At 60.8% G+C, this 13211-nt stretch carries 11 protein-coding genes; 6 read left to right on the forward strand and 5 right to left on the reverse strand.

All coding sequences use genetic code 11. The features are described 5' to 3' along the window. Window positions 1–50 precede the first annotated feature (50 nt). Window positions 51–1337, forward strand: coding sequence for an AmpG family muropeptide MFS transporter (locus tag AWB69_RS03990; protein WP_062082359.1), 1287 nt, complete (start codon window positions 51–53; stop codon window positions 1335–1337). Further along, window positions 1334–2272: a M48 family metallopeptidase gene (locus AWB69_RS03995; RefSeq protein WP_082913252.1), complete on the forward strand. Its 939-nt coding sequence runs from the start codon at window positions 1334–1336 to the stop codon at window positions 2270–2272. Before AWB69_RS03990 ends, AWB69_RS03995 begins: the two co-directional genes overlap by 4 nt. 5 nt (window positions 2273–2277) lie before the next feature. Here AWB69_RS03995 and AWB69_RS04000 read toward each other — a convergent pair whose 3' ends face one another. From AWB69_RS04000 to gatC, 5 genes are all read right to left on the reverse strand, one after another. Continuing rightward, window positions 2278–3051, reverse strand: a complete 774-nt coding sequence (locus AWB69_RS04000) for an exodeoxyribonuclease III (RefSeq protein ID WP_062082361.1) — start codon at window positions 3049–3051, stop codon at window positions 2278–2280. 24 nt (window positions 3052–3075) lie between these two features. After that, on the reverse strand, window positions 3076–3912 hold the full coding sequence (locus AWB69_RS04005; RefSeq protein ID WP_062082363.1) for a polyphosphate kinase 2 family protein: 837 nt from the start codon (window positions 3910–3912) through the stop codon (window positions 3076–3078). An 81-nt stretch (window positions 3913–3993) separates the two neighbouring features. Continuing rightward, window positions 3994–5472 (reverse strand): Asp-tRNA(Asn)/Glu-tRNA(Gln) amidotransferase subunit GatB, encoded by a 1479-nt coding sequence (gene gatB / locus AWB69_RS04010; protein WP_062082365.1) that lies wholly within the window; start codon window positions 5470–5472, stop codon window positions 3994–3996. A gap of 2 nt (window positions 5473–5474) precedes the next feature. Further along, window positions 5475–7049 (reverse strand): Asp-tRNA(Asn)/Glu-tRNA(Gln) amidotransferase subunit GatA, encoded by a 1575-nt coding sequence (gene gatA / locus AWB69_RS04015; RefSeq protein ID WP_062082368.1) that lies wholly within the window; start codon window positions 7047–7049, stop codon window positions 5475–5477. A gap of 129 nt (window positions 7050–7178) precedes the next feature. Continuing rightward, window positions 7179–7478, reverse strand: a complete 300-nt coding sequence (gene gatC, locus AWB69_RS04020) for an Asp-tRNA(Asn)/Glu-tRNA(Gln) amidotransferase subunit GatC (RefSeq protein WP_062082506.1) — start codon at window positions 7476–7478, stop codon at window positions 7179–7181. Window positions 7479–7858: 380 nt separating this feature from the next. On the opposite strand from gatC, the gene AWB69_RS04025 reads away from it, so the two are divergent. The 4 genes from AWB69_RS04025 to mrdA all read left to right on the forward strand — a co-directional run bounded on the left by AWB69_RS04025 (window position 7859) and on the right by mrdA (window position 13211). Beyond that, window positions 7859–8902: a rod shape-determining protein gene (locus AWB69_RS04025; protein WP_017772379.1), complete on the forward strand. Its 1044-nt coding sequence runs from the start codon at window positions 7859–7861 to the stop codon at window positions 8900–8902. Between the two features lie 199 nt (window positions 8903–9101). Continuing rightward, entirely contained in the window at window positions 9102–10205 is a 1104-nt protein-coding gene (mreC, locus tag AWB69_RS04030) for a rod shape-determining protein MreC (RefSeq protein WP_062082370.1), read from the forward strand. Further along, window positions 10202–10714 (forward strand): rod shape-determining protein MreD, encoded by a 513-nt coding sequence (mreD, locus tag AWB69_RS04035; protein WP_031356971.1) that lies wholly within the window; start codon window positions 10202–10204, stop codon window positions 10712–10714. The genes mreC and mreD overlap by 4 nt, the downstream gene beginning before the upstream one ends. Before the next feature lie 70 nt (window positions 10715–10784). Then, entirely contained in the window at window positions 10785–13211 is a 2427-nt protein-coding gene (gene mrdA / locus AWB69_RS04040; protein WP_062082372.1) for a penicillin-binding protein 2, read from the forward strand.

Below are 13211 nucleotides of genomic sequence, written 5' to 3' on the forward strand. Positions count from 1 at the left end.
AGCTTGCCGGTTCGTCGCTCGCGCACCGCTTACTGCTTCGAATCGACCCTATGTCCAACTCGCCACACGAGGCGCCCGCTCTTACCGCTCACGAAGACCACCCCGGCTGGCGCGCGTTTCTCAACAAACGCATGTTGATTTGCGTGTTTATCGGCTTCACGTCGGGGCTGCCGCTCTTCACGCTCGTCTATCTGGTCCAGGCGTGGTTACGCACTGAAGGCGTGAACCTGAAGGAGATCGGCCTGTTCGCGCTGATCCAGTTTCCCTACACCTGGAAATTCATCTGGGCGCCGCTGATGGACCGCTACGTGCCGCGCCTGCCCGGCTGGCGGCCGGGGCGACGGCGCGGCTGGATGATCGTCACGCAGTTGCTGGTGGCAATCGCGATTGGCGCGCTTGGGTTTATCTCGCCGAAAGACCAGATCTGGACCGTCGCCGCGCTGACCGCGCTCGTGGCGTTTTTCGGCGCGAGCCAGGATATTGCGATCGATGCGTACCGCCGCGAACTCCTGGCGGACACCGAGCAGGGGCTCGGCAACGCCGTCTTCGTCAACGCGTACAAGATCGCGGCGCTTATCCCCGGCTCGCTCGGGTTGATTCTCGCCGATCACCTGCCGTGGTCCACCGTCTTCCTCGTCACGGCGGCGTTCATGCTGCCGGGCATGGTGCTGACGCTCGTGGTCAAGGAACCCGAAATACACGGCACGCCGCCCAAGAATCTACGCGATGCGATCATCCAGCCGTTTCGCGAGTTCATCGCCCGTGACGGCTGGCGCACGGCGCTGCTGATCCTCGGTTTCATCTTCCTGTACAAGCTCGGCGACACGATGGCGACCACGCTCTCCACGTCGTTTTTCCTCGATATCGGCTTCAACAAGACGCAGATCGGCGTGATTGCGAAGACCGTCGCGTTCTGGGCGAGCCTGGCCGGCGGGATTGTGGGTGGCGTGTGGCTGGTGAAGATCGGCATTGCACGCGGGCTCTGGATCTTCGGCGCGCTGCAGATCGTTTCCACGCTCGGCTTTGCGTGGCTTGCGAAAATCGGGCCATCGGCCGTGGCGCTGGCCGCGCTCTACGGGTTTGAAACCTTTGCCACCGGCCTCACCATGGCCGCGTTCGTGGCCTATATCGCGAGCACGACCGATCCGCGTTATACCGCCACGCAGTTCGCGCTCTTTACGAGCCTTGCTTCGGTGCCGCGCACGCTGGCGTCGGCATCGAGCGGCTTTGTGGTCGCGCAAACCGGCTGGTTCGAGTACTTCATGATCTGCGCTGCGCTGTCTATTCCCGGCATGTTACTGTTGCCGAAAATCGCGCCCTGGAGACCTGTCCAATGAAGGTGCACGCCTTGATTCGCGTCGCAGCTTGCGCCGTGTCGCTACATGCCGGCCTGAGCTTCGCAGCGTCCGCGGCGTCCGGGACTTCCGATGCGCAGGCTGCAGCGGCCAACGCGCAACCGCCCTATTCCACGGCCAGCGACCAGATCAGGTTCGGCAATGCGGCGTTGTTCCGCAACCTGATTCCATCGGCAACATTGGAACAGCAGTCTGCCGACGAGTACGCTCAAATCCTGCGCGAGGCCCGGCGCACGAAGCATCTTCTTGGCGACGACAATCCGCTCGTGAAGCGTGCACGCGAAATTGCCAATCGCGAGATTCCGTTTGCGCTGAAGTGGAATGACCGCTCGAAGAACTGGAAGTGGGAAGTCAACGTGGTGCGCTCGGACGAGATCCGCATGTATTGCCTGCCGGGCGGCAAGATTGTGATTTACAGCGGACTGATAGACCGGTTGCGTCTCAACGACAACGAACTCGGCATGATGATCGGCCATGAAATAGCGCATGCGTTGCGCGAACATGCGCGTGACCGGCTGGGTCGTCAGCAGGCGGCGCAATTGAGTACGGGAACAATTCCGCCGCTATTCGGTTTCGCCGATATCAGCTCCACCCCGCTGGGGATTGGCGAGCAATTGCTAGCCATGCGATACACACCCGCCGATGAAACCGAAGCCGACGTGATCGGTAGCGAGATTGCATCGCGCGCGGGTTACGATCCGCGCGCCGCCATCACGTTGTGGAAGAAGATTGATGCGCGTACGCGGCGCACGCCGAACGGGTTTATCTGGATGCACCCGTATGGCGCTGCCCGCGTACACGATCTGATGAAGCGGTTGCCCGACATGATGCCGCTCTACGCAAAAGCGATCGGGAAAACGGTGGACCAGTTGCCCAACTACGAGGGAATGGGCCGGTTTAAAAAGCCGCGGCTTTAGAAAATCTAAATCTTCCAGTCGTAGTCAATGATCAGCGGCGCGTGGTCGCTGAACTTGATATCGCGGAAAACGGAAGTCGCCGCCGCCGTGTCCGCAACGCCCTTCGTCGCGATCTGGTAATCAATCCGCCACCCGACGTTCTTCGCGTAAGCCTGGCCGCGATTGCTCCACCACGTATATTGCTCAGGCCGCTGGTCCAGCGTTCTGAAGACATCCACATACGCTTTTTCATCGAAGAGTTGCGTGAGCCACGCGCGCTCTTCCGGCAGGCAACCCGAGTTCTTCTGATTGCTCTTCCAGTTCTTGATGTCGATTTCCTTGTGCACGATATTCACGTCGCCGCACAAGATCACTTCGCGCTTTTTGGCCAGCTTCTCCAGATGCGGCATGAACTCGTCCATGAACCGGTATTTGGCCTGCTGCCGCTCTTCACCGCTGGACCCCGAAGGCACATACACCGAGATCACCGATAAATCCCCGAAGCGCGCTTCCACATAACGCCCTTCCGGATCGAATTCCTCACTGCCGAACCCGATGATCACTTCATCCGGCTCGTGCTTCGTATAAAGCCCCGCGCCGGAATATCCCTTTTTCACTGCGTGCTGGAAATAACCCTGAAAGCCGTGCGGCGCGAGAAATTCCGGCGTGAGATCGTCTTGCGAGCACTTGATCTCCTGGACGCAGACCACGTCAGCATCCTGCTCGCCAAACCAGTCGAAGAATCCCTTCTTGGCGGCCGAACGAATGCCGTTCAAATTAGCGGTGATGACACGAAACATGAAGCATCCTTGTATGTTGGTGAACTACTCGACCTTGATCCCTTTCAGCGACTCTTTCGCCGGCGGATATTCGAGCTTCAAACCCTGCAGTGTGCGCACCATCAACTCCGCTACCATCACGTTGCGGTGCGTCTTTGAATCAGCGGGAATCACGTACCACGGGGCAATGCCCGTCGAAGTCGCCCCAAGGGCGTCGTCATAAGCCAGGCGATAATCGTCCCAGAGTTTGCGGGCATCGAGATCCGACGGATCAAACTTCCAGTGCTTCTCGGGATTGTCGATACGCGCCTGCAACCGCACCTTCTGCTCGTCCTTCGATATATGCAAAAAGCACTTCACGATTGTGGTGCCGTTTTCGGCAAGCATCGCTTCGAAGTCGCGAATCTGCCGGTAGCGGCGTTCCCACCCTTCTTGATCGATCTGTTTCAGCACGCGCGGCACCAGCACGTCTTCATACTGGCTGCGATTGAAAACGGCGAACTCGCCGGCAGCCGGAACCTGTGAATGAACGCGCCAGAGAAAATCGTGTGCAGCTTCGGTTTCGGAAGGCGCCTTGAACGGCACGACCCGCAAACCGAGCGGATCGACGTCGCGAAAGACACCGCGAACCGTGCCGTCCTTGCCGCTCGTATCCATGCCTTGCAGGATGAGCAGGACACGGTGCGCGCGTTGTGCGTGCAGCTTTTCCTGCAGGGCATCGAGTGCTGTGCTCAACTCGCTCAGACGCTCGCGATCCGCGTCTTTCGCGCCGGACGAAAACGGCTTCGACGCGGTGTCGATGGAAGCCAGGTCAAACGGCTTGATCTTCTTGCCGTCAAAATACGGCACGCGATAATCGTCAAGCTCAGGTTTTTTGGCCACGCGTGCGTCCCCCGTTGATAAAAGAAAGGGTTGCTGCCAGACAGGAGCCGGCAGCAACCCGCGAATAATCCAGCGGTCAGCTCAAGAGGATAGTTTCTTCTTCAAAAGCTCGTTGACTTGCTGCGGATTCGCCTTGCCCTTCGTCGCTTTCATCGCCTGGCCGATCAGCGCGTTAAACGCCTTCTCCTTGCCCGACCGGTACTCATCGACGGACTTCTGGTTCGCGGCCATCACTTCGTCGATGATCGCTTCCAGCTCACCCGTATCCGAGATCTGCTTCAACCCCTTCGCTTCGATAATCCGGTCGGCGGCGGTGTCGTCGGTGGCTTTCTCTTCCCAGATCGCCTGGAAGATATCCTTGGCGATCTTGTTCGAGATCGTGCCGTCGGCCACGCGCTGAATCACGAGTCCAAGCTGTGCGGGGGACACCGGCGAGCCGGCAATATCCAGCGAGTCGCGGTTCAGTTGCGACGACACTTCGCCCATCAGCCAGTTGGCCGCGAGCTTCGCATGCGTCGGGCCAACGACGCCAACCACGCTTTCAAAATACGCCGACATATCCTTCGATGACGTCAACCCAGCCGCGTCATACGGCGTCAAACCGTACTGCTCGACGAAACGCGTCTGCATGGCTTCCGGCAATTCGGGCAATTCGCTGCGAACCCGCGCGATCCACGCTTCATCGATGACCAAAGGCATCAGGTCGGGATCAGGGAAATAGCGGTAATCGTGCGCATCTTCCTTGCTGCGCATGGACCGCGTTTCGCGCTTGTCGGGATCGTAAAGACGCGTTTCCTGCACGACCGTCCCACCGTCTTCGATCAACTCGATCTGCCGGCGCACTTCGTACTGAATGGCTTCTTCGAGAAAACGGAACGAGTTCAGGTTCTTGATCTCGGCGCGCGTGCCGAATTCGGCCTGACCGACCGGGCGCACGGAGACGTTCGCGTCGCAACGGAACGAGCCTTCCTGCATGTTGCCGTCGCAGATACCGAGCCATTGCACAAGAGTGTGCAGGCTCTTCGCATAGGCCACGGCTTCGGCGGCGCTGCGCATTTCAGGTTCCGTCACAATTTCGAGCAGCGGCGTGCCGGCCCGGTTCAAGTCGATACCCGTCATGCCCGCGAAGTCTTCGTGCAGCGACTTGCCGGCGTCTTCTTCCAGATGCGCGCGCGTCAGGTTGACGGTCTTTTCGTAAGCGGCCGTACCGGTTTTTTCGTTGGCCGGGACCTGGATCGTGACGCTGCCGCCCTGCACGACCGGAATCTCGAACTGGCTGATCTGATAACCCTTCGGCAGATCGGGGTAGAAATAATTCTTGCGGGCGAAAATGCTGCGCGGTGAAATGGTCGCGCCGATGGCGAGGCCAAGGCGAATCGCGCGCTCGACGGCGCCACGGTTCATCACAGGCAACGAACCCGGCAACGCCAGATCGACGGGACACGCCTGCGTGTTCGGCTCAGCGCCGAACTGCGTGGGCGCACCCGAGAAAATCTTGGAGACGGTCGATAACTGCGCGTGCGTCTCCAGTCCTATAACAACTTCCCATTGCTTACTCATAGTCATGACTCCCGCCGAGCCGCCTCAAGGGGGGCATGCGCCCCCTCGGGGGGCAGCGAATTTAGTGAGCGTGGGGGCAGTTCAATCTGTCCTGCCGGTGATTGCACGTGCCAGTCTGTCGCGCGCTGAAACGCGTCGGCGACCTGGAGCAACCGGGCTTCGTTGAAATAGTTGCCAATGATCTGCAAGCCGACCGGGCGTGTGGCATGTGCGCTGCCCGCAGCGCCAAAACCGCAGGGCACGCTCATGCCCGGCAAGCCGGCGAGGCTGATCGACAGCGTGTAGATATCGGCGAGATACATCTGGACGGGGTCATCGGCTTTTTCGCCGAGATTCCATGCCACCGACGGCGCCACGGGTCCCATGATCACGTCACAGTGATTGAATGCTTCCTGGAAATCCTGCGCGATGATGCGGCGGATTTTCTGCGCCTGAAGGTAATACGCGTCGTAATAACCGTGCGACAGCACGTACGCGCCCACTAATATCCGGCGCTTCACTTCCGGCCCGAAACCTTCGGCACGCGACTTCTTGTACATATCGAGAAGGTCGGTGTATTCAGCCGCGCGATGCCCGTAGCGCACGCCATCGAAACGCGACAGGTTCGACGATGCTTCAGCCGGCGCGATGATGTAATACACCGGAATGGACAGCTCGGTCTTCGGCAGCGATACCTCGACCAGCGTGGCACCCAGTGCTTCGTATTGCTTCAGCGCGGCATCAACGGCGCCACGCACTTCGGCGCTCAAGCCCTCGCCGAAAAATTCCTTCGGCAAGCCGATGCGCAAGCCCGCGAGCGGTTTGGCCGCGTCGGTGCCGGACCAGTTCTGGCCGAGATAGCGCGTGTAATCTTCGTCCTCGCGCTGCAGGCTGGTCGAGTCGCGCGGGTCGAACGACGCAATGGCGTTGAGCAACAACGCGCAGTCCGAGGCGCTGCGGGCCATGGGTCCGCCCTGATCGAGCGAAGACGCGAACGCGATCATGCCGTAACGCGAAACGCGGCCATACGTTGGCTTGATTCCGGTAATGCCGGTGAACGACGCGGGCTGGCGAATCGAACCACCGGTGTCCGTGCCGGTGGCAGCCGGCGCCAAGCGTGCGGCGACCGCGGCGGCCGAGCCGCCCGACGATCCACCCGGAACAGCTTTCAGATCCCAGGGGTTCTTGACCGGGCCGAAATACGAATTCTCGTTCGACGAACCCATCGCGAATTCGTCCATATTGGTCTTGCCGAGCGTCACCACGCCTGCGTTCTTGAGGCGCTCCACAACGGTGGCATCGAACGGGCTCGCGTAATTGGCGAGCATTTTCGAGCCGGCCGTGGAGGTCCAGCCGCGCGTGACAAACACGTCTTTATGCGCGATCGGCAGGCCGGTCAGTGCGCCCGCTGCGCCTTTGGCGATCAGCGCATCCGCCGCTTTGGCCTGCTCGAGCGTGAGGTCGTGGTCGACGCTGATAAACGCGTTGAGATCCTTGGCTGCATCGATGCGCTGCAAAAAGAGCTGCGCAAGTTCGACGGCGGAGAGGGTCTTGGCGTCAAGTGCCGCGCGCAGTTCGGTCAAGCTTTTTTGATGCATTGCGTTCTTCCTGATGGGCGCCGGGTATCGGGTATGGGGTATCGGGTACCGCGCGCCTTTTTGTTTTCGTGCGTATATTGCAGTGCCTCAAATACGTTGCCTCAGAGGCGCTGTCTCAAAGCACGACACTTACTCGATCACCTTGGGCACGAGGTACAGCCCGTCGCGCACGGCAGGCGCGGGGCGTTGGAACTCTTCGCGGTTTACGTGCTCTGTAACAACATCGTTTCGCAAACGCAGTTCGACTTTCTCGATCTGTTCGATCGGATGAGCAAGCGGCTCGATACCCGTGGTATCCACAGCCTGCATTTGCTCGACGAGACCGAAGAAGTCGTTCAGCCGCGCAAGCGTGGGTTCGGCCTCGTGCTCGGGCAATTCGAGCCGCGCGAGGTGCGCAATGCGTTTTACATCGGTCAGGGTCAGAGACATTCGATCACCGGTTTTTTTCGACTTACGCGCTGACAAACAGCGCGACTGCAATTCGAGCTGCAATTCGAGATAAAGGAGCCCTAAAAAGCAGGCTTGACGATGGCAAAATGTACCGTCCTTTTCCTTCGAACACCCCAAAATTATAAGGTATCATTACGCGTTCGACCCAAATCCGGATCGACTTACCAGCGGCCTACTCTTAGTTACAGATTTTTCAGAGAAGTGCGCGCCTGGTTCGCTCGCATCCTCCGGTAGATTTCTTCGCAGTCTTGCAATTTGCGTGGCCAGAAAATGGGTCCCCGCTGCAGGCTGTCATTTTTTCCGCTGCCGTCCTTTGGCGCTCGAAGCGAGGCACGGCTCCCAGCGAGACAGGATTTTGAATGTTCGGTTTTTTGCGCAGCTACTTTTCAAACGATCTGGCGATTGATCTCGGCACCGCCAACACGCTCATCTACATGCGGGGCAAGGGTATCGTCCTTGACGAGCCCTCGGTGGTCTCCATTCGCCAGGAAGGCGGTCCGAATGGCAAGAAAACCATTCAGGCCGTCGGCCGCGAAGCGAAGCAGATGCTCGGCAAGGTGCCGGGCAATATTGAAGCCATCCGGCCTATGAAGGACGGCGTTATCGCCGACTTCACCGTCACGGAACAGATGATCAAGCAGTTCATCAAGACTGCGCACGAATCGCGTATGTTTTCGCCTTCGCCGCGCATCATCATCTGCGTGCCGTGCGGTTCGACCCAAGTCGAACGCCGCGCGATCAAGGAAGCAGCCCACGGCGCCGGTGCGTCGCAGGTGTATCTGATCGAAGAACCCATGGCTGCGGCCATCGGCGCCGGTTTGCCGGTGTCCGAGGCAACGGGCTCCATGGTCGTCGACATTGGCGGCGGCACGACCGAAGTGGGCGTGATTTCGCTCGGCGGTATCGTGTACAAGGGTTCGGTCCGCGTGGGCGGCGACAAGTTTGACGAAGCCATCGTCAATTACATCCGTCGCAATTACGGCATGTTGATCGGCGAACAAACGGCTGAAGCGATCAAGAAGGAAATCGGTTCGGCTTTTCCCGGCTCCGAAGTCAAGGAGATGGAAGTCAAGGGCCGTAACCTGTCGGAAGGCATTCCGCGCAGCTTCACCATTTCGAGCAACGAAATTCTCGAAGCACTGACCGATCCGCTGAACCAGATCGTGTCGTCGGTGAAAATCGCGCTGGAACAGACGCCGCCGGAACTGGGCGCCGACATTGCCGAGCGCGGCATGATGCTGACGGGCGGTGGCGCGTTGCTGCGCGATCTCGACCGGCTGCTGGCGGAAGAGACCGGGTTGCCGGTGCTCGTCGCTGAAGATCCGCTGACGTGCGTCGTGCGCGGTTCGGGCATGGCGCTCGAACGCATGGACAAGCTCGGCAGTATCTTCTCCTACGAGTAAGCCTTGACGCCTTTCACTAAGGCGCCAACAGCACGCACTCGCTCAATGCAGCAACGGCGACGTGCGCGAAGTATGCGACTTGCGCAATGGTTCACGTGGTCCGGCCTGGTCCGGCCCGCGGGGAACAGCGCTGGGCAGGGCCGCGCCACCACGCGGACCCGCAGCATCGAACCAACCGATCACGCCCTCGGCGCCGACCATGGAATACAGTCCGCCGCCACTTTTTAAGCAAGGTCCATCCGCTCTCGCGCGATTGATCTTCTTCGTGGTGCTTGCCCTCGCCCTGCTGATTTCCGACGCACGCTTCAACACGCTCGAGATCGTGCGCGGCGTGCTGGGAGCGGGTTTGTATCCGCTGCAGCGAGCGGCGCTCGTGCCGCGCGATATTTTCATGGGCGCGGCCGATCTGGCCGTCACCAGCGCAACCCTGCGCAATGAAAACACCAAACTGAAAGAAAAGAACCTCCAATTGTCGGTAAAAGCGGGCGATGCCGCCCAGCTCAACGCCGAAAACGCGCATCTTCGCGCGTTGCTCCAGCTAGGCTCGCGCGCCAGCACGCAAACCACGCCTGTCGAAGTCCAGTACGACACCCGCGATCCTTTCACCCAAAAAATCGTCATTGGCAAAGGTGCGCAGCAAGGCATCCAGAACGGCGCGCCTGTGGTCAACGAAGACGGCGTTATCGGGCAGGTGACGCGTGTGTTCCCGCTGCAATCGGAAGTCACGCTGCTCTCCGATAAAGACGAGGCCGTGCCCGTGCAGATCGTGCGAACCGGATTGCGCAGCGTGATCTACGGCACGCCGAAGGGCGACACGCTCGATCTGCGTTTCGTGCCAATCAGCGCCGACGTGCAAACCGGCGACGAACTCGTGACCAGCGGCCTGGACGGCATTTATCCGCCGGGATTGCCGGTGGCGAAGGTAGTTCGCGTCGATAAACAAGCGGATACCGCCTTTGCCCGCGTAGTCTGCCTGCCGGTCGCACCGGTCCGCGGTGCACGCCAGTTGCTCGTGCTGCATTACGAGGTCAACCAGCCGCCGAATCCTGAAGAAGCCGAGGAAGCTGCCGCGGCCAAGGACGCGAAGGACAATAAGGGGAAGAAGGGCAAAGTGGCGGCACCGGCGAAAAGCGCCAGCGCGGCCGCTCCTGCGGCGGCGGCGAGTGCGCCCGCCGCGAAAAAACCCGAACCGCCCGCGGCAGTAAAGAAAACCGAACCCGCCAGCGCGAAGAAAGCTGAAAAACCCGGGCACGCCAGGAAAGCTGAACCTGCCGTCAAGTCCGAGCCCGGAGCAGCACCATGAACCGTCCGCAATACATCCTGCAGCCGGTCAATCCGTACTTCATTACGTTCAGTCTGGCCGCCGCGTTCCTGTTGAACCTGATGCCCTGGGGCAGGACCTTCGGCATCCCGGATTTCGTCGCGGTCGTGCTGCTCTTCTGGAACGTCCATCAGCCGCGTCGCGTGGGCATGGGTATCGCGTTCATGCTCGGCATGCTCATGGACGTTCACAATGCCAGTCTGCTCGGTGAGCACGCGCTCGCGTATACGCTGTTGTCGTATGGCGCCATCACCATTCACAGGCGCGTATTGTGGATGTCCCTGCCCGTGCAAACGTTCGTGGTCGCGCCGTTGCTGATTGGCGCGCAAATCGTGCCGTTCGTGATCCGCCTGCTCACCGGCGCGGCGTTTCCCGGCTGGGGATATCTGATCGACGGGTTCGTGGAGGCCATCTTGTGGCCGGTCGCGAGTTTCCTGTTGCTGATTCCGCAGCGCCGCGCCACCGATCCCGACGACACGCGGCCAATCTGAGTTTAGTTAAGCGTCTGCCGCAACCGCTGCACGCTGTATACGCCACACACGCGGTCCCCGCGAACATTGCATGACCGAATTTCAGAACGCCGAACAACAGTTATCGAAGTTTCGCCTGCGTGTGGCTGCCGCCGGCCTGTTCGTGTTCGTCTGTTTCGGGCTGATCGGCGTGCGGTTCCTGTATCTGCAGGTCTGGCATTTCAGCAAATACTCGCTGCAAGCCGATGAAAACCGCATCTCGGTCGCGCCCATCGTGCCGAACCGCGGCATCATCACCGACCGCAACGGCGTGGTGCTGGCGAAGAACTATTCGGCTTACACGCTGGAAATCACGCCATCGAAGATCGACACCACGCTCGACGATGAAATCGACCGTATCGCGACCGTCATTCCCGTCGATCAGCGCGACAGGCGGCGTTTCAAGAAGCTGCTGGAGGACTCGAAGAATTTCGAAAGCCTGCCAATCCGCACTCGCCTCACCGACGAAGAAGTCGCCCGTTTCACCGCTCAGCGATACCGCTTTCCGGGCGTGGAAGTACGCGCGCGGCTGTTCCGGCAATACCCGCTCGGGCCCACGGCGGCGCATGTGATTGGCTATATCGGACGGATTTCGCAGCGCGATCAGGAACGTATCGACGAAGCGAGCGACCAGAACGACGCCGACACCGATCACTACGATCCGCGTCTGGACGCGAACAACTACAAGGGCACGGACTACATCGGCAAGATCGGTGTGGAGCAGAGCTACGAAACCGAGCTGCACGGCCTGACCGGCTTCGAGGAAGTGGAAGTCACAGCGGGCGGGCGGCCGGTGCGCACACTGTCGCGCACGCAGGCCACGCCGGGGAACAACCTGGTGTTGTCGCTGGATATCGGCTTGCAGCAAGTCGCCGAACAGGCGTTCGCGGGCAAGCGCGGTGCGCTGGTGGCTATCGAACCCGCAACGGGCGATGTGCTCGCGTTCGTATCGGCGCCCAGTTTCGACCCGAATTCGTTCGTCGACGGCATCGACCAGCAGACCTGGGATTCCCTCAACAATTCGCCCGATCACCCGCTGCTGAACCGGCCTCTGCACGGCACCTATCCGCCCGGCTCGACCTACAAGCCGTTCATGGCGCTTGCCGCGCTGACGCTGCACAAACGCACGACCAGTTGGGGTTTCCAGGACCCGGGTTCGTACACGTTCGGCGGCCACACCTTCCGCAACGACGTGCGCGCGGGTCAGGGCTGGGTCGACATGAACCGCGCGATCGTGGTCTCCAACGACACCTATTTCTACATGCTGGCGCACGATCTTGGCGTGAACGCAATGGCCGGCTTCATGAAACCGTGGGGATTCGGCCAGATCACGGGTATTGATATCAACGGCGAAGCGCGCGGCATCCTGCCGTCCACCGAGTGGAAAAAGAAAGCGTACCGGAAGCCGGAACAGCAGCGCTGGTATGAAGGCGAGACGATCAGCCTGGGTATCGGGCAGGGTTATAACTCGTTCACGATCCTGCAACTCGCACACGCCACCGCGACGCTCGCGAACAACGGCGTGGTCATGAAGCCGCATCTGGTCAAGGAAGTCGAGAATCCGATCAGCAAGGCGATACGCGTCACCGTGCGCGATCCGAGCGACAAGATCGCGGTCAAGCAGGCGGACGTCGACTTCATCAAGCACGCAATGGAGGGTGTGGTGACCACCGGTACGGGCGCCAAGATCTTCCGCGGCGCGCCTTATCAGGCCGCCGGCAAAACCGGCACGGCGCAGGTTTATTCGCTGCAAGGCGCGAATTATTCGCACAACGCGATAGCGGAACATTTGCGAGATCACGCGTTGTTTATCGCGTTCGCACCAGCGGATCATCCGACTATCGCGGTGGCGCTGATCGTGGAAAACGGTGGCTGGGGTGCGGAATCGGCAGGTCCGATCGCGCGCAAGGTGCTCGATTATTATCTCGTCGACCGGCTGAAACCGGGTGCGGAAGCAGCGGCCGTGGCTGCGGCGGCATCGGCGACGGAAGATGCGGGCGCACCCGTGATCGGGGGTGCGCAAAGCCCCGTAGACGCGGCGCTGCCCGCATCGGTGACGGGCACGTCGCCGGCGTTCAAGCCGCAGGCTGCGTCTGATTCAGCGGCCTCGAGTGCGGGCACAGCGGCGTCCGGCGCGGCTGCATCGGCAAGCAGCGGAGCCGATGCGGCGTCGAGCGCGCCGGCGGCACCGGCCGTTCCTGCAGCGCCGAGCATGCTGCGCGCGCTGGAAGCGCCGCGCGTGCCGGTCCCGCCTATCGCTACGGAAGCGCGGGAAACAGTGCACCCGGCAACGGAATCGAAAGCACCGGGCACAGCCAGCGCGAAGGAAACAAGCCGTACCGCCGAGGCTCGCCGGGCACCGGCCGCGCCAACGCCCCCGTCGCGGCCGAAAGAACCCACGCCCACTGTCGCAATTCCCCGCGACACCAGCAAAAGCGCTGTCCAGACGTTGACGCCGTCTGGCGGCATCGACGAGTAA

It is taken from the genome of Caballeronia udeis (assembly GCF_001544555.2).
In the GTDB taxonomy this organism is placed as follows: Bacteria; Pseudomonadota; Gammaproteobacteria; order Burkholderiales; family Burkholderiaceae; genus Caballeronia; species Caballeronia udeis.